Genomic DNA, 20,180 nt, shown 5'->3' on the forward strand with positions numbered 1-20,180 from the left:
TGATAGGCCTAAGTGTGAATCGTTTAGAATAACATGAAGCTTTCATGGGCACGATTGTCTAACTCATATACATTGGAATTCATGACAGTTAATCTCTTGATAAACTTTCTTGTATTTATTAAGTTTTAAGGTGATATTTTTAATGCTTAAAAAGGTAAACGTTAAATCTGTGTTATTTCTAATCAACCCTTATGACAGTGACCCTTGCCACGCCACCTCCAGCTGCTCCACCTGCACCGTTATTTAAAGAAACAGCTACACCAGAATTATTAAATAAAGAAAGAGTAGTGCCAGCAGTTAATGAAATGATGGTAGTTGATGAAATCATCCCACCAGATACGTTAGATACCATATTTGTACTAGGAGTAGGATTATTATTTAAACCAACCCCAAATGCTGCTGGGGTAACAGAACCTAGTGCTGGGGATACATTTAGAGTTATCATATAATCTCCATTTTGTTGAATAGTAAGTGTATCCGAACCATTAAAAGTAATTCCATTAAGATTAGTGCCACCACCAGAAAAATTAACTTTTCCGTTTGCTGCTACTGTTTGATTAACTCCCAATGTTAAACTTGCATAAGCTTGTGCTAGCGTCCCCGTAGGTCCAGTGCTGCCGGTAGGTCCAGTGCTGCCGGTAGGTCCGGTGTTGCCAGTAGTCCCCGTTCTACCAGTGGGTCCAGTGCTGCCGGAAGGTCCAGTAGCTCCCGTAGGTCCAGTAATCCCAGTAGCTCCAGTAGGTCCGGTGTTTCCGGAAGGTCCAGTAGTCCCAGTAACTCCAGTAGGTCCAGTGTTCCCGGTAGGTCCAGTAGCTCCAGTAGGTCCGGTGTTTCCGGAAGGTCCAGTAGTCCCAGTAACTCCAGTAGAGCCAGTGTCGCCCGTAGGTCCAGTGATACCAGTAGGTCCGGTGATACCAGTAGGTCCAGTAGTCCCAGTAACTCCAGTAGGTCCAGTGTTCCCGGTAGGTCCAGTAGATCCAGTAGGTCCGGTGTTTCCGGAAGGTCCAGTAGTCCCAGTAACTCCAGTAGGTCCAGTAGCTCCAGTAGGTCCGGTGTTTCCGGAAGGTCCAGTAGTCCCAGTAACTCCAGTAGAGCCAGTGTCGCCCGTAGGTCCAGTGATACCAGTAGGTCCAGTGTCGCCGGTAGCTCCAGTAGGTCCGGTGTTGCCAGTAGGTCCCGTGTCGCCGGTAGCTCCAGTGTTCCCGGAAGGTCCAGTAGTCCCAGTAACTCCAGTAGAGCCAGTGTTGCCGGTAGCTCCAGTAGGTCCGGTGTTGCCAGTAGGTCCAGTGTCGCCGGTAGCTCCAGTGTTCCCGGAAGGTCCAGTAGTCCCAGTAACTCCAGTAGAGCCAGTGTTGCCGGTAGCTCCAGTAGGTCCGGTGTTGCCAGTAGGTCCAGTGTCGCCGGTAGCTCCAGTGATACCAGTAGGTCCGGTGATACCAGTAGGTCCAGTGTCGCCGGTAGCTCCAGTGATACCAGTAGGTCCGGTGTTGCCAGTAGGTCCAGTGTCGCCGGTAGCTCCAGTATCGCCAGTAGGTCCGGTGTTGCCAGTAGGTCCGGTGTTGCCAGTAGGTCCGGTGTTGCCAGTAGGTCCAGTGTCGCCGGTAGCTCCAGTATCGCCAGTAGGTCCGGTGTTGCCAGTAGGTCCGGTGTTGCCAGTAGGTCCAGTGTCGCCGGTAGGTCCAGTGATACCAGTAGGTCCAGTAGTCCCAGTAACTCCAGTAGGTCCAGTGTTGCCGGTGTTCCCAGTAGCTCCGGTAGGTCCGGTAGCGCCAGTAGGTCCAGTGTTGCCGGTAGGTCCAGTAGTCCCAGTAACTCCAGTAGGTCCAGTAGAGCCAGTGTCGCCCGTAGGTCCGGTGTTCCCAGTAGGTCCAGTAGTCCCAGTAACTCCAGTAGAGCCAGTGTCGCCCGTAGGTCCGGTGTTCCCAGTAGGTCCAGTAGTCCCAGTAACTCCAGTAGAGCCAGTGTTGCCGGTAGGTCCAGTAGAGCCAGTGTCGCCGGTAGCTCCAGTGTTGCCAGTAGGTCCAGTAGGTCCAGTAGAGCCAGTGTTGCCGGTAGGTCCAGTAGAGCCAGTGTCGCCGGTAGCTCCAGTGTCGCCGGTAGCTCCAGTGTTGCCAGTAGGTCCAGTAGTCCCAGTAACTCCAGTAGAGCCAGTAGGTCCAGTGTCGCCGGTAGAGCCAGTGTTGCCAGTAGGTCCGGTGTTACCAATAGCTCCAGTGTTCCCAGCAGGTCCGGTGTTGCCAGTAGGTCCAGTGTCGCCGGTAGATCCAGTATCGCCAGTAGGTCCGGTGTTCCCAGTAGGTCCGGTGTTCCCAGTAGGTCCGGTGTTGCCAGTAGGTCCAGTGTCGCCGGTAGCTCCAGTGATACCCGTAGGTCCGGTGATACCCGTAGGTCCGGTGATACCCGTAGGTCCGGTGATACCCGTAGGTCCAGTAGTCCCAGTAACTCCAGTAGGTCCGGTGTTTCCGGAAGGTCCAGTAGTCCCAGTAACTCCAGTAGGTCCAGTGTTTCCGGTAGGTCCAGTAGATCCAGTAGAGCCAGTGTCGCCCGTAGGTCCGGTGTTGCCAGTAGGTCCAGTGTTGCCGGTAGCTCCGGTAGGTCCGGTGTTGCCAGTAGGTCCAGTGTCGCCGGTAGCTCCAGTGATCCCAGTAGGTCCGGTGTTGCCAGTAGGTCCAGTGTCGCCGGTAGCTCCAGTATCGCCAGTAGGTCCGGTGTTGCCAGTAGGTCCGGTGTTGCCGGTAGCTCCGGAAGGTCCAGTAGTCCCAGTAACTCCAGTAGGTCCGGTGTTTCCGGTAGGTCCGGTGTTTCCGGTAGGTCCGGTGTTTCCGGTAGGTCCAGTGATACCAGTAGGTCCAGTAGTCCCAGTAACTCCAGTAGGTCCAGTGTTCCCGGTAGGTCCAGTAGATCCAGTAGGTCCAGTAACTCCAGTAGAGCCAGTGTTGCCGGTAGCTCCGGTAGGTCCGGTGTTGCCAGTAGGTCCAGTGTCGCCGGTAGGTCCAGTGATACCAGTAGGTCCGGTGTTACCAATAGCTCCAGTGTTCCCAGCAGGTCCGGTGTTGCCAGTAGGTCCAGTGTCGCCGGTAGAGCCAGTGTTCCCAGTAGGTCCGGTGTTGCCAGTAGGTCCGGTGTTGCCAGTAGGTCCAGTGTCGCCGGTAGGTCCAGTGATACCAGTAGGTCCGGTGTTGCCAGTAGGTCCAGTGTCGCCGGTAGCTCCAGTGATACCAGTAGGTCCGGTGATACCAGTAGGTCCAGTGTCGCCGGTAGCTCCAGTGATACCAGTAGGTCCGGTGTTGCCAGTAGAGCCAGTGTTGCCGGTAGCTCCGGTGTTTCCGGTAGGTCCGGTGTTTCCGGTAGGTCCAGTGATACCAGTAGTCCCAGTAACTCCAGTAGGTCCAGTGTTCCCGGTAGGTCCAGTAGATCCAGTAGAGCCAGTGTTGCCGGTAGCGCCAGTAGGTCCGGTGATACCAGTGTTTCCGGTAGGTCCAGAGTCGCCGGTAGAGCCAGTGTTGCCAGTAGGTCCAGAGTCGCCGGTAGAGCCAGTGTTCCCAGTAGGTCCAGTAGCTCCAGTAGCTCCAGTGATACCAGTAGGTCCGGTGTTGCCAGTAGGTCCAGTGTTGCCGGTGTTACCAGTAGCTCCGGTAGGTCCGGTAGCGCCAGTAGTCCCAGTAACTCCAGTAGAGCCAGTGTCGCCGGTAGAGCCAGTGTTGCCAGTAGGTCCAGTGTCGCCGGTAGCTCCAGTGATCCCAGTAGGTCCGGTGATACCAGTAGGTCCAGTAGTCCCAGTGTCGCCGGTAGCTCCAGTGATACCAGTAGGTCCAGTAGTCCCAGTAACTCCAGTAGGTCCAGTGTTCCCGGTAGGTCCAGTAGATCCAGTAGAGCCAGTGTCGCCCGTAGGTCCGGTGTTCCCAGTAGGTCCAGTGTTGCCGGTAGCTCCAGTGATCCCAGTAGGTCCGGTGATCCCAGTAGGTCCAGTAGTCCCAGTAACTCCAGTAGAGCCAGTGTTGCCGGTAGCTCCGGAAGGTCCAGTAACTCCAGTAGGTCCGGTGTTGCCAGTAGCTCCGGAAGGTCCGGTAGCGCCAGTAGGTCCAGTGTCGCCGGTAGATCCAGTGATACCAGCAGGTCCGGTGTTGCCAGTAGGTCCAGTGTCGCCGGTAGATCCAGTGATACCAGTAGGTCCGGTGTTGCCAGTAGGTCCAGTGTCGCCGGTAGCTCCAGTATCGCCAGTAGGTCCGGTGTTGCCAGTAGGTCCGGTGTTGCCAGTAGGTCCAGTGTCGCCGGTAGCTCCAGTGTCGCCGGTAGCTCCAGTAGAGCCAGTGCTACCGGTAGGTCCGGTAATACCGGTAGGTGATACTATTGTAGTGTTTGGGAATGTAGGTCCTATGACACTAGGGTCGTAGGAAATGGCTGATATAATATCATCAAAATTCAATGGGTTTTTAAATTTTTTATCTTTATTGGACATATACCTTCCCACCTATAAAAAATTTACTCATTATAGCCAGTAGAGACAATGAATAAAATGTTTATTAAAAAAGGATAATGATTATGAAAGTGAATTAATAAATATATATGTAGTAAAGTTATGTTAAGTTAAAATTTAAGTTGCATATTCAATATGGTTTAGAGTTCTGGGTGTGAGGGACAAGAAAAGATTGGGTATACACGAAGTATTTCATTGTATACATTTTGAGTGACACATTATTAAATTTGAAATTTTTTGGTGCAAATATTATTTTGTTTTTGTAAAAGGTATGTAATTTATTAGGTTAGAATTATTATTTTTTAGTGAATATCGTATAAATAATATTGAATATTTTGATGGATTGTGTATTTGGTAATGTTCTGTACGGAATAAGAAGGCTGATATAAGTGTTTCAATATTGAATATTTAAATATTAGTTAATAGGATTAGTGTGATTTTGTTTACTACGTTTCTTTTAATTTGTTAATTGTAGTGTAATAGCAAATATCTTATTTGTATGGAAGAGAATTGATTCGGAATATGGATATTTTTGTTTTATTTACAATATAACTTTAGATGACGCTTAATCGTATATCATTGGCCGGGTTATAATGTAGCACGATAAAAGTAATGAAAAAGAGATTGTAATTTGGTTGAAACCAAATCACAATCTCTTTTTTGTTTCAATTAATTCCACCAAATCCAAGTCCAAAGGTAATTGCCTACATTTCGAGGAGTAATCCGTATGAAGCGTTCACCGTCAAAGAAGCAATTGAAATTTGGAAGTGTTTTATCCGGATTTTCTGGAACAAAGGTGACGATGTTTTCGTTACTTGTAACGGTTACTGTAATTGGTGGATCGGTAGGTGAGGCTTGAAGTTGTAACGAAATATTAGCCGTATTTTTAAACTCATTAGTAACAGGTGGACTTATCACTTGTACGGTGAATAACACGATAATTGTTTCGCTTGGTTCTAAATTAGTAGCAACTAGGAAACCGATATTCGGATTCGCTAGTGGAGAGCGTTCTCCGTTAATGGAGACGGTGCCGCTCATAAATTGTAAACCTACTGGAATAGTATCCTGTAAAGAAATATTTAAGAGTGAAATCTCGGAAGTATTCGTAATACGCACCGTGTAATCAAAATATTGATTTAAATAAGCTGAGCTGACGGAAGCGTTTTTCGTGACTGTCGCAGTTACAAATTGAACTGGTATACGAACAATATTCGAATTAACAACGAAAGTAATAATCGGATCCTGTGGTGTCAATTGGAAAGCGGCTGTAACTGTTGCAGAATTTATAATTGTATTTTTTGAAGGAATAGAAGTTACGAGCACTTGAAATGTTATCGTTGCTACTGAGCCAGCAGGTAAAGCGCCGATATTCATACCAGTGTCTGGACGGACAGTTGGTACCAGAATACCGTTAATTGTTACGCTATTTTCTATAAATGTTGTACCAGCCGGAATTGTGTCTATAACAGAAGTATTGATTGTCGGAATTGGGGAGTGGTTAAATACTGCTAATGTGAATGTAATTATATCTCCAATAACGACAATAGATTTGTCAGCTGTTTTTTCAATACGAACCATCGGATCAATGACTGTCGTTGTAACGATATTTGTTTGTTTTGTAATTGTAATAGGTGGTTTTGTTGGATCAATGATGACGGTATAGGAAACAGAAGCATCATTATTAATTGTAGGTTGAAGAGTAGAAGAAGATATTGTTATTTGGAACGTAATAATAACAGATTCACTAGGAGCAAGAGTTCCTAACGTAATACCATTTTCAGGATTTTCATTAGGTTGATTGATTCCGTTAATCGTAACACTACCAATAACGAATGTCGTATCTACTGGTGCCGTGTCTATTAGAAGAAGATCTTCAATAGTGATATTACCACTATTAGTAATCGTAATGGTGTACGTTAAAGTTTGACCAGGTAAGGCACTCGTGAAATCAACAGCTTTTATCGCAATGACATTATCATTTTGGACAGTTGTTGTGACAGTATTTGTTGTAGTCGTATTTGTAACAGGTATGTTATTTGGATTGACTATATAGTTAAAAGTAGTGATTGCTTGGTTGGTGAGTTCATTTTGTATTGGAATAGAAGTCACAGTTACTTGGAATGAAGTAATAGCGTCTCCACCAACAATTATAGTACCAATTGGTATACCACTTACTGGATTAACTCCCGGAAGCGTTTTTCCGTTTACAATCACGCTATTTTCTATAAACGTAGTACCTTGAGGAATCATATCTTGAATGACTACATCATTTGCTGCAACATTACCAGTTTGATTGAGTGTAATCGTATACGTTAACGTATCACCGACAGTTGCAAATGCCAGGTCTACAGATTTATTACTATTTAAAGTCGCGTGATTAATTTCTGTTACGGCAGCTGATGAAATAATAGTTTCGGTAATAGGTGGTAGATCTGGTAACGTGTATTGGTATTCAATTGTACTCGTGTTAGAGATTGGATTTGTTTGCGGAATCGAAGTAACCCGTACTTGGAATAGAATAGTTGCTATTGTATTAGGCGGAATGTTATCAATTGGTATCCCGCTAAGTGGATTGTCATTTGGACGAGCGTTGCCATTCGCAATAACACTGTTCTCTATAAAGCTCGTATTTGCTGGGATGATATCTGTAACGATAATGTTTTCTACTTGTATATTTCCGTTGTTTGTGATGGAAATTGTGTAAGGGATAATCGTTTGTAGGTCACCGTATTGAATAGGTGTTGTTTTTGTCGCAATTACATTAGCAGAAATAACTTCAGTGAAGGTAATATTACTAGTCGATATTTGTTCTTCTCCATTTATCGTATAACGAGAAGTTGATTGATTTTGAACATGGCCGCTAGCTGGAAGCGCTATGACGGTAACAGAAAATGTGACTGGGATAGAAATGTTAGGAGCAATCGTTCCTACAAGTATACCGGTACTTGGATTGGCGTTAAGCTGCGGAATGTTATTTACTAAAACGCTACCGTCAATAAAGGTAGTTCCACCAGGAATATTGTCTGTAAATACAACAGCAGTGGCATCTGTATTCCCTGTATTCGTTAAAGTTGTTGTATAAGTTAAAATGTCACCAATTGTTACAGAAGTCAAATCAACAGTTTTAAGTGAAATGATATCAGCATCATTAATTTGAACGAAAGTAGTGTTGGAAGTAGTCGATTTTTGAATTGGTGCAAAATCAGGGTTGAAAATAAAGTCGTAGACGATGTTTGCAGTATTAGGTGTTGGGTTTACAGCAGGTAAATTCGTAACGGAAACTTGGAACGTTATTGTAGTCGCTTGACTTGACGCAATATTAGGAATAGAAAAACCGATATTTGGATCTGCTGCAGGAAGTACCGTGTTGTTAACTATTACACTTCCTGGAATAAAAACTGTTCCATCTTCTATCGTATCTGTAAAAAAGATGGAGTTAGTTGTAGTGGATCCGTTATTTTGAATGAGTACTGTATATTCAATAGTTTCATCAATATTAGCTAATATTGTATTAGCAGATTTTGTAGCGATAAGAATAGCATCAATAAATTGTATATTTGTAGTATTGGAAGATGTCGTTTCTGAAATTGGTGGTAAGCTTGGGTCTGGCTGATACTCATAGTGGATGACGGCGATATTATTAATGTTATTTTGAGGAGGTATAGAGACTACATTTACTTGGAATGTAACGATAATTGTATTGTTTGGAAGGATAATATTAAGAGTGATTCCAGTAATTGGATTTTCGTTAGGTCTTGGTATGCCATCTACAAGAATGCTATTTGGAATGAATGTGGTGCCAGCAGCAATTGCGTCAATTAGGAGAGTATTTGTAATAGGTACTGTACCAGCGTTTGTAACTGCGACTGTATATGTGATGATTTGACCGATGCGTGTAATAGATCTGTTAGCGGATTTAATTGCACTAATATTTGCTGTACGGATTTCAGTATTTACTGCATTTGATAACGATCTACGCTGAATAATTGGAGAACTAGGCTCAATTTGGTATTCATACGAAGTGTCTGAAATGTTAATGACTGTATTGCCAGGAGGTATACTTGTAAGTTGTACTTGGAATGAAATAGTGACTGTTTCATCTGGTTGTATCGTGCCAAGAGTTATTCCATTTTCAGGGTTCGCACCAGGCTGAATGACATTATTTATTGATAAGCTATCTTCAATGAATATCGTACCTTCTGGAATATTGTCAATGAACAATGTATTGTTAGCCGGAACAGTTCCTATATTTTGTAGTGTATTTGTGTAGGTAATATTTTGCCCGATGGATACGAAAGTAACATCTGCCTGCTTAACAGAAATAATATTTGCATTTTGAAGTGATGTTGTAACGATATTAGAGGTTGCAGAGCGATTCACTGGGGGAGCTGTAGGAATGCTTACATATTGGTACGTTGCTGAAGATTGATTTACAATTTCGGTTTCAGTAGGTGGATTGTTTGTTTGTACTTGAAATAGTATTGTTTTGGAACTATTTGATGGGATCGTTCCAATTGATATTCCGTTTTCTGGATTTGTATCAGGCTGAAGTACACCGTTAATTGTGACACTGTCGGGAACGAATGTAGTCCCAGCTGGAATCGAATCTGTAAAAATAATATTTATTGCGTCAACATTGCCGATATTTTTCACTTCAGAAATATAAAGGATCGTTCCACCAATATCTACAGTTGTTGGATTGGATGTTTTTGTAATTGTTAATTGTGCTTGCACGAAATTTGTAATGACGATATTACTAGTAGATGTTTCCGTAATAGGCGGTTTCCCTGGATCTAGTTGAATTGTATATGTTGTATTAGATTGATTTGTAATCGATTGTTGCGAGAATGGATCGTTAATAAGAATTTGGAACGAAATAAGGTGAGTAGCGTTTGCTGCTAGGTTAGGCAAAGTAACACCTGCATTTGGATTGGCACCAAGTATAGCTGTTCCGTTAAGTGTAAAACTATTGTCTACGAATGTAGTCCCTTCTGGAAGAGTATCTGAAAATATAAGATTTGAAGCAGGAATATTTCCGGTATTCTCTAGCGTTATCGTATAAGTCAAAATATCACCTGTTGTTGCTTGTTGTGCATTGACTGCTTTTAATGAAAGAACATTCGCATCCGAAATTTGTGTGACTGCTGGATTAGACGTTATTGTTCGAGAGATGATAGGAGCGGTTGGATCGGCGATAAAAGTATAGGCAATACGGGCTATATTAGAAATTGGATTCACGCTTGGAATGGATTGAACGATCACTTGGAATGTTATGGTGATAATGTCTGAAGGCGCTATGGAGTTTAATGGTATCCCTACGTTTGGATCGGCACCTGGAGCTGAAACGTCATTAATGGTTACGCTATTCGGAATAAATGCAGTTCCTTCTGGGACCAAATCTGTTAAAGTAACTGTATTTGCAGTTGTATTCCCGTTATTTTGAACGACTACAGTGTAAGTGATTGTACCGTTAGTAGATTGTACGAGAGAATCTGTATTTTTAATTACAGACAGCGATGCATCAACGACAGCTGTACTAACCGTATTAGATGAGGAGGTTGCTGTAACTGGAGGTTGACTCGGATCGACAATATACGTGTAACTTGTAAGTGCTTGATTTATAATTGCTCCTTGCGGTGGAATAGAGTTTGCAAGAAATTGGAACGTAATCGTAGCAGAATCACCTGGTGCGATAATACCAACGGGAATACCGAGAGTTGGACTTGCATCTGGAAGTGAAATCCCGTTAAGCGTGACACTATTTGGAACAAATAATGCCCCTTCAGGAACACCGTTAATGAGTAATACAGAGTTTGCAGGGAAGTTCCCAGTATTCGTTAATGTTGCTGTATACGTAATGATATCTAAGGTAGATACGATTGTTCGATTTGCCTCTAAAATAGTTGTAACAGTCGCGTTATTAATTTGTGTTGAAGCGCTATTAGAAGTTATTGTGCCGGTAACAGGAGGAGCCGCCGGATCAACGATGAATGCATATTGAATAGATGCAACGTTTGTAATTGGATTTGAAGGTGGAGTAGATGTAACTATGACTTGGAAAGTAACAGTTAAGGAACTACCCGCGCTAACGGTCCCGATAGTAACTCCACTGTTTGGATTTGCACCTGGAATGGTATTTCCATTTACAGTAAAACTATTTTCAACAAAGGTCGTTCCTGCTGGAATGAGGTCTGAGAAATTTACATTCGTAGCATTTGTATTGCCGCTATTTTGAATTAAAACGGTATAAGTGATCGTGTCGCCAATATTTGCAAAGGCTGTACTAGCAGTTTTTACAGCTGAAAGTATTGCTGTATTAATAGAAGTAACGAAGACGTTCGTTTCCACGTTGCCAGGCTGAGCCTGTAATGCATTGCCTACGTTATATTGGAAGTTCACAAATGCTAAGTTTTGGAGTTCAGGAGTGAATGTTGTTGGATTGCTTACAATTTGAACTTGGAATATGATTGTTACAGTTTGATCTGGATTGACTGTATTTATGCCAATACCGCTGGTGATAGAAGCGGATGGTAATGAAGTACCGTCAACAACAACTGATCCTGCAACAAGTTGTGCCCATGAAGGTAAAGGGTCTGAGAAAACAACGTTGTTAGCTGGAATATTTCCTGTATTCGTAATCGTAGTTGTATACGTAATCGTATCACCAATCGTTGCAAAAGCTTTATCTCCAATTTTAATCGTGTTTAAAATTGCACTTTCGATTTTTGTTGAAACAGTAGTAGAAGTAATGTTTTTTGAAACTGGTGGATTAGCCGGATTAACGATATGTTGAAAGTTAACGCTAGCTTGATTGGTAATTGGATTTATAGGCGGGATTTCATGTGCGATAATATTAAATGCCACAATGACAGATTGGTTTGGCGCGATATCACCAATTGGAACCCCTGTAACGATATCTGCAGTTGGGATGCTAATTCCGTTAAGTGTAAAACTATTCGGTTCAAATGAAGTTCCATCTGGAATAAGGTCGGTGAAAATAACATTTGTTGCACTAACATTTCCGCTATTTGTAATTGTAACGGAGTAGACAATATCTTGCCCAATGTCAACCGTAGATACATTTGAATTTTTTTGTGCAGTAAGGATAGCGCTATTAATTTGTGTGGTTGTTGTATTAGATTGATTAGAAGTTGTAATAGATGGCTGGCTAGGGTCAACGACATAATGATATGTGATAGAAGCAGAATTAGAAATAGGATTTAGTGTAGGAAGTGTAGTAACAGTTGCTTGGAATGTGACGATTGCGGCATTACCACCATTAATGGAACCGATATTTACACCAGTAGATAAATCAGCATTTGGAATGGTTTGCCCATTAACTGTGAAACTATTTGGAACGAAACTTAAATTGCTATCAAGTATATCGATGACGGTAACATCAGTTGCAGCCACATTCCCGGTATTAGGGAGGTTAAGTGTAAATGTTATTGTATTACTAACATCCGCAAAGGCTAGATCTGTCGTTTTTGTACTTATAATATTTGCGTTATTTATTTGAAGAAGCGTAGTGTTGGAAGTAGCTGAACTCGACACTGGAGGGTTAACAGGATCAACAGTAAACTCATATGTCGTTGATGCTGTATTCGGTGCTGGGTTACTAAGAGGAATATTATTTACTGTCACTTGAAAGACGATACTATATATTTCATTTGGTGGAAGCGCTGCAAGTAATACACCTGTATTTGGATTCGCGTTAGGTTGTAAAACGCCATCGACGGTTAATGTGTTAGGAACAAATGTGAGTCCACTTGGTAATACATCTGTGAATACTATATTAGTTGCATCCGTATTTCCTATATTGGAAATAGAAGTAGTATAAAAGGCAGTTTGCCCGATATCTGCAAAGGATGCACTTTCATTTTTCGTCATAGATAATATGGCTTCTTTAATTTGCGTTGAAATAGGATTGCTAATGGAAGTTTCTGTATCAGGCGGTGAGACTAATTGATAAGATGTTGATGAGAAATTTACAATTGGGTTTTCGGTCGGTAATGAGGTCACGTTTACTTGGAAGGAAACATTTACTGTAGCCCCCGCTGTTATCGGTCCAATATTTACACCGTTTACTGGATTCGCACCACTTTGAGGAACTCCATTAATGGAAAATGTGTTTGCAATAAATGTAGTTCCGCTCGGCATAGTATCTGTGAAAATAACATTTTGTGCAGATGAATTTCCATTGTTTGTTAAAGTGACAGTATAAGTGAGTGTATCTCCGATGTGGCTAAATGCTTTATCAACTTGTTTAGATGAAAGAATGGTAGCTGTATTAATTGTAGTAAATGTGGCGTTTGAAGTAACATTTCTTGAAACAACTGGTGCATTTGGATCAGCGATAAATGTGTAAGAAGCAGTAGCGGAATTGGCAATAGGATTTTGGGCTGGTGTAGAAGTAGCGGTAACTTGAAATGCTATAGATATTGAGCTGTTAGGAGCAATTGATCCAATTGTTATGCCGGTATTAGGATTGAGCCCGATTTGTGTAATGCCACCTATTGTAACGCTATCAGTAATAAACGTTGTACCATTTGGTATAACATCAGTGAAAGTAATATTCGTAGCGTTTGTATTACCGATATTTGTCAAAAGTGTCGTATAGGTAATGGTATCACCTAGTGTTACAATTGTTTGATCTACAGATTTCACCATCGTTATCATAGCATCTAGTACCGGGTTTGTAACGATATTCGTTGAAGTAGAAGTTGTAATAGGAGTTCCGTTTGGATCGACAGTATAAGAATATAAAATTGTGTCACTACCCATAATTGAACTTGAAGGGGGAACAGAAAGAACAGTTGCTTGGAAAGTAACGGTTACTGTTTCACCAGGAGCGATATTTGGTATAGTTACTCCAAGTGCTGGTTGCGCACCAGATTGCTGAACCCCATTTATTTTGACTGAGTTTAGTATAAAGGTAGTGTTAGCTGGAATTGCGCTCGTGAACGTTATATTCGTTGCAGTCGTATTTCCTGTATTTGTAATAGTTGTTGTATACGTAATCGTATCTCCAACAGAAATGATAGATTTATCAACGCTTTTTTGGGTCGTTAATATTGCACTATTAATTGTTGTCGAAACAGAATTAGATACATTCGTTTGTGTTACGGCAGGTTGGCTAGGATCAACCACATGTGCAAATTGTACAGAACTAAAATTAGAAATTGGATTTATACTTGGAATGTTTGTAACAAGTACATTAAGAGTAATCACGGCCGTTCCATTTGGGTTTATATTTCCAATCTGAATCCCGTTAGATGGATTTCCGATTTGCTGTGTACCAGAATCGTTTGTAAGAGTGCCAGATATGAATGTCGTTCCATCAGGTAAAGTATCCGTGAAAATTATATTTTGTGAAGTGACATTGCCAGGGTTGCTTAATGTAATTGTATAAGAAATTGTATCGCCAATCGTTGCGAAAGTTTTATCTACAGATTTGATTGCCACAATTTCCCCAGAATTTATTTGTGTCGAAACAGAATTAGATGTCGTATTTCGTGAAACAAGTGGTAAATTAGGTCCTGTCATAAATTGATAATCAATAGAAGCACCGTTTACAACTGGTGAGTCTGGTCCTCCAGGTCCGATTGTGAAAATAGGATTTGGGATGCTAACTACTTGCACACGGAAGGTAACATTTATAAAATCTCCTGCAATAATATCCCCAATTGGTATCCCGTTCGCTGGATTTACTCCAGGTAATAAAACCCCACCTACTCGAACGCTATCTTCTATAAATATTGTATTATTTGGAGTCGGATCTGTAAAAATGATATTCGTAGCAGTTGTGTTCCCTATATTTTCTAATAAGACAGTATACGTTAAAAATGAATTTCCAGGTGCAATGTCAGAAAATAGTCGATCCACACTTTTCGTTGCTTGAATAATCGCTTCGTTAATTTGAACTAAAGTTGGATTACTTGTAGCTGTTTCTGTCACTGGTGGCTGGTTAGGATCAACAATAATAGAGTATGTTGTGCTAGATTGGTTTAATGTTGGATTTGTAGCTGGTATTGAGCCAACGATCGCTTGAAAACTAATTATTGTCGTTCCTCCAACTGGAATGGGGTCTAAAGAAATCCCGCTATCTGGTCTAAATCCAAGTTGTGGGATTGTATTAATTTGTACGCTATCAGGAACGAATGAAAGTTCGGGTGGTAATATATCGATAAAAACAGGTGTGTTTGCGGTAGTATTTCCGCTATTAGTGAGGGTAGTTGTATACGTAATTGTATCTCCAACAGCAGCAAATGCACTGCTTGCAGTTTTTGTTGCGATAACAGAAGCAGTATTTACTTGTGTAAAGGTTTTATTAGATTGAACTGTTCGTGAAACTGGCGGTTCATTTATATCAACAATAAAGTTATATTGAAGCGATGATTTGTTCGGAATTGGATTCGGGTTTGGCAGCGTTATAATGTTTACTTGAAAATTGAGTGTAATCGATGCATTTGCATTCAAGTTACCAATATTGATACCGTTTTGCGGATTTGCATTTGGGACGGTTACACCATTTATTTTAAAGCTATTTGGGACAAAGGTAGTACCATTTGGAATGGAATCTGTAAACACAATGTTGTTCGCAGTAGTATTTCCTGTGTTTGTAATAGATGAAGTGAATGTAATCGTATCACCAATTGTAGCGAAAGTTGTACTCGCATTTTTATTTAAAACTAAAGTAGCATCAATAATTGGAGTAACCGTCGTATTCGTAATTGTGCTATCAACAGCAGGTGATTGGTTTGGGTTCACGGTATACTCATAATTTACAAGAGCATTATTTGTTAATGTGCCACTAGGTGGTATCGCTAAAATTTGTGCTTGAAAAGTAATGAATACAGTATCTCCTGGGGGAATATCTGCTAAGTGAATACCAAGTGATGGATCTAAACCCGGCTGCGGAATATTATTGATAGTTACAGAGTTTTGGACAAATGAAGCGCCTGCGCCGAGTCCATCTGTTAAAACTGTAGCACTAGCCGGAATATTTCCTGTATTCGTAACGGCAATCGTATAAGTAACGATATCCCCAATTGCAGCTGTCGGTGTATTTACTGACTTCGTAGCGACGATTGTAGCGTTATTAATTTGAGTTGTTATTACGTTACTTAACGCATTAGCGGATGCTGGAGGTAAGTTAGGATCTATGACATATTGGTACGCTGTATTGCTTTGGTTCGGGATTGGATTTGGACTAGGAATGGAATTTACTATTACTTGAAATGAGATTGTTGCACTTGTATTAGGGTTTATTGGATCAATTGCAATCCCACTTGCTGGATTTGTATTAGGGAGTGTATTTCCATTTAATGTTACACTATTAGGGATAAATGATGTTCCGTTTGGAAGTACATCTGTAAAAATTACATTTGATGCAAGTGTGTTCCCGTTATTCGTTAAAGTAGTCGTGTACGTAATCATATCATTTACGTTAGCAAACTGTTTATCTGCCGATTTTACAGCGGCAATTGTAGCATTATTAATAGTCGTCTGTACGGTGTTAGATGCCACCATCTGCGTTACAATTGGTTTGGATGCGTCGTACATGTATTGGAATGTAGTGCTCGATTGATTCGTAATCGGATTTGGACTAGGAATAGTTGGTACAGAAACTTGGAATGAGACAGTACGTGATGAATTCGCTCCTATTGTACCGATTAAAATGCCATTAGCAGGGTTTGCATTAGCTATAGGGACACCGTTAATCGTTACAGTGTTAGGAAGGAAGATGGTACCAGCTGGAATGATATCTGTAAACGTTACATTGGAGGCAGGGATATTGCCGTTATTCGTTAAAATCGTTGCATAAGTTATGACATCACCAACATCAGCGAAATTTGTACTTGTTAGTTTCGTAGCGACAATATTAGCAGTATTAATTTGTGTCGTTACTATATTACTAACAGCATTTCTCACAACAGCAGGTAAATTTGGGTCAGCAATAAAGTTATATTGCAGTGCAGCACTGTTTTGAATTGGATTTTGTGTAGGCAAACTACTTGCGCTTATTTGAAAAACAATCGTTGTAAATCCACCAGCAGGAATTGTCCCGACTGGAAGACCGGTACTTGGGTCTGCACCTAGCTGTAAAGCACCGCCTATAAAAATACTATTTGGTACGAGAGTTGTGCCGGAAGGGAGTATATCGGTAACAACTACATTATTCGCTGGAGTATTTCCTGGGTTAGCTAGGGCAATGGTATATGTGATTGGTTGCCCAACATCAGCAATAGTTAAATCTACCTGTTTGACAATAACTACATTTGCTACATTAATTTGTGTACTTACAGTATTACTTAAAGATGTTTCTATAGTTGGTGGATCGCCCGGATTTAGAATAAAGCTATATTGTGTACTAGATGAATTTATTGTTGGGTTTTGTGTTGGTAAAGAGGTGACAGTTACTTGATAAGAGACGGTAAGTGAACCGTTAGCAGGAATGGAAGGTAACGGAACACCGACATTTGGATCGGCGTTATTTTGGAGTACACCATTAATAAGGAACGTGTTTTGGATAAAGGTAGTCCCGTCTGGATTTGTATCTACGAAAGTAGGACTATCAGCAGAAACACTTCCTGCATTCGTTAAAACGACGGTATAAGTTAATACATCCCCTACAGTAGCGAACCTTTTATCCACTGTTTTAGCTGAAATGACATTTGCATCGTTTACTTGCGTAAATGTAGTAGTTGAGGTAGTGTTCTTACTTACAGGCGAAGCGTTTGGATCAACAATAAAGTTATAAGAAATGGAGGCACTATTCGAAATAGGGTTTGGGTTTGGAATGCTAGTGATTAATACTTGGAATGAAGCTGTAATCGTAGTATTAGCATTGATGCTACCGATATTGATGCTAGCTGGTGTTGCGCCCGGCTGATTAACGCCGTTAACGATAACACTGTTCGGTACAAAGGAAGTCCCGTTCGCTATTGAATCGGATAGTAATACATTGTTTGCCGTAACATTTCCGTTGTTTGTAAGAGCGAAGGTATAGGTTAATATATCTCCAACTTCTGCAAACGTTTTATCTACAGATTTAGTAGCTTGAAGGTTTGCTAGTCTAATTGTTGATGTAACAGAATTAGAATTTGCTGTTTTTGAATTTGGTGGCAGACTAGGATTTACAGTGTATAAATAAGAAGCGAAAGCATTATTAATGATAGGATTTTGAGCGGTAATATTGATGACAGTTACTTGGAAAGAAAGTGTAAAAGTAGCTCCGCCGGGAATTGTGCCAATAGGCAAAGCAACGAGAGAATTTACATTTTGCAAAACACCGTTTAGTGTTACAGTACCTGGAGTCAATATTGTCCCATTTGGAAGTGGATCTGTTAGTTGTACGTTCGTTGCACCTGTATTTCCACTGTTTGAGATAAGGATTGTATAACTGATTGTATCGCCGATTGTAGCAAACTGTTTATTTGTTGATTTTGTTACTGTTACATTCGCATTATTAATTTGAGTGGAAACGAGATTAGAAGAAATGTTTTTTGTAACGGGTGATTGGCTTGGATTGATAGTGTACTGATAAGAAGCACTTGAACCATTAGATACGACATTCGACGCTGGAATTGTATTTACTACTACTTGAAATGAAATGTTTTTTGTCGTACCAGTAGGAATGGATCCTATATTTACACCGTTTGCGGGAGTTGCTCCAACTTGTGTCGTGCCATCTATTGTTAAACTGTTGAGAACAAAAGTTGTTCCAGTAGGAATGACATCTTTAAAAATAACGTTGTTCGCATTTGTATTACCTGTACTTGTAAAGGAAACGGTGTACGTTAGTGTATCACCAATATCTGCAAAATTTTTATCTACTGATTTTGCCATAGTTACAGTAGCGTTATTCACTTGAGTAGATACGATATTGGTCGTATCAGTCCCACTTATTGCCGGTTGATTTGGCACAGGAATGTATTGATATGTTGTTGTTCCGCTATTTAAAACTGGATTTGTTTGGGGAATAGAAGGAACGAGTACTTGAAATGAAACAGTAGTCGTAGAATTAGCAGCAATAGCGCCAATTGATATACCAGTAGCGGGATTTGCTCCAGTCTGAGTAACTCCGTTAACAGTTACACTCCCCGGAACGAAAGTAGTCCCGCTAGGAATCGGATCCGTATATATAACGTTCGTTGCAGCAATATTCCCTATATTAGCTAAGGCGATACTGTAAGTTAACGTTTCACCAATATCGGTAAAAAGTTTGTTAACTGATTTTGTGCCATTAATATCTGCGAGGTTAACTTGTGTTCCAGCAGAGTTGCTTGTTGCAAGACCGTTAAAAGTCGTTCCTCCAGCGATTGGTGTATATTGAAATGTAATATTAGCAGTGTTGGAGATAGGATTTTGATTTGGAAAAGAAACGACAGTAGCTTGGAAAGTTACTGTACGAGAAGCGCTGTTATTAATGGTTCCAAGAGATATACCAGCGGCCGGATTTGCATTCGTTTGCGGGACATTATCTACTGTTACAGTTCCAGGTATAAAGGAAGTACCGTTAGGAAGAATGTCTGTAAAAATAACGTTATTGGCGGGGAGAAGCCCTGTATTAGGGATAGTAACTGTATAAGTGAGAACGTCTCCAATTGCTGCAACACTTTTATTCACGCTTTTTGTTGCTTGTATGTTAGGTGAATTTATGTTGATTTGTAAACCGACTGTATTCAACATATATGCGTCTCCGTTAGTTGTTAAACGGATTGCGGCGGACACTTGAGAATTTGTTAAATAAGGAGAAATATCAATGGAAGTAATGTCCCAGCCCTGTCTTCCAGCGGAGATGTTTGTACCTGTAGAAGCACTTTGATTTCGCGTTCCAAATGTCCCGGTTGTATCTAAGTTTCCAGCGGCATTATTAATTTGAGAACCGAAGAAATTATTTACAGCATTGTTAGGTCCAGATAAGGCATTTAATGAACTGAAATTTGGCCCGAATAGAGCCTGATCCCCAATTAAATCAGCATCCCCTTCGGTAGAACTTAAAAACAATCTCCCGCTTACAGGCCCTCCTGAAGGTGTTAAAAATCCTGAAACAGATACATCGGCACTACCAGTTTCTGCAGAAACCCGGTTGCCTGCTACATAAATGGTTAAATTTCTTGCAGGTAATGTTCCATTTTGGTAAGCGACGATAAGCGTCCACCCAGCTGAATTAATTGTTCCGTTAGAAGCATCTATAGGATCTACAAGTCCAGGGACAGAGCCGGTTGTATAAGAGCCAGATCCTCCTGCTTGAATGAGGGATGTTACATCTGCAGAACGTGTATAGAATCCAAATGTGATAGATCCAGAAACGAATGTTTGATTGGAAGCTGTAACAGCCGATGGAGTAATCGAGTATGTTGAAACAGGTGTTGTAAAAGAAACAGGATTGCCTAATACGTTCGTAATGTTTTGATCACGAGATAAATAGTTTCCGCCCCAAACGAGTTCTGCGTAAAGAATCGTACTACCAGCAGGTATATTTAAAAGAGCGGTAGAACTATTTTGTGTATAGTTTAATGTTGTACCAGCAGGAAAAGAAGTTACTTGTAAAGCGGTATTGGTAGTTATAAATGCGCCAATTGCCCCGATTGTACCAGCACGGTTTTGATTACTGATTTTACTTAAACCGAGTGTGTTTCCTGTAATCGCAAGTGCGCCGTTAGTGGTGGTAGAAAATCGATTTGTAATGGGCATG

Annotated in this window: 2 protein-coding genes; both read right to left on the reverse strand. The window is 41.2% G+C overall.

Annotation, left to right across the window (positions count from 1 at the left end):
* Positions 1-178: 178 nt before the first annotated feature.
* On the reverse strand, positions 179-4,459 hold the full coding sequence (locus NLJ82_RS28645) for a beta strand repeat-containing protein (protein ID WP_437439328.1): 4,281 nt from the start codon (positions 4,457-4,459) through the stop codon (positions 179-181).
* Positions 4,460-5,146: 687 nt separating this feature from the next.
* Positions 5,147-20,179, reverse strand: coding sequence for a CLIPPER-2 domain-containing protein (locus NLJ82_RS08205; RefSeq protein WP_088296494.1), 15,033 nt, complete (start codon positions 20,177-20,179; stop codon positions 5,147-5,149).
* Position 20,180 lies beyond the last annotated feature (1 nt).

The organism is Bacillus paranthracis, assembly GCF_024296885.1.
Classification (GTDB): domain Bacteria; phylum Bacillota; class Bacilli; order Bacillales; family Bacillaceae_G; genus Bacillus_A; species Bacillus_A paranthracis.

Bases quoted from the DNA above. Each gene is read 5' to 3' on its own strand.
- NLJ82_RS28645 (WP_437439328.1), bottom strand. From the start codon at position 4,459: ATGTCCAATAAAGATAAAAAATTTAAAAACCCATTGAATTTTGATGAT.
- NLJ82_RS08205 (WP_088296494.1), bottom strand. From the start codon at position 20,179: ATGCCCATTACAAATCGATTTTCTACCACCACTAACGGCGCACTTGCG.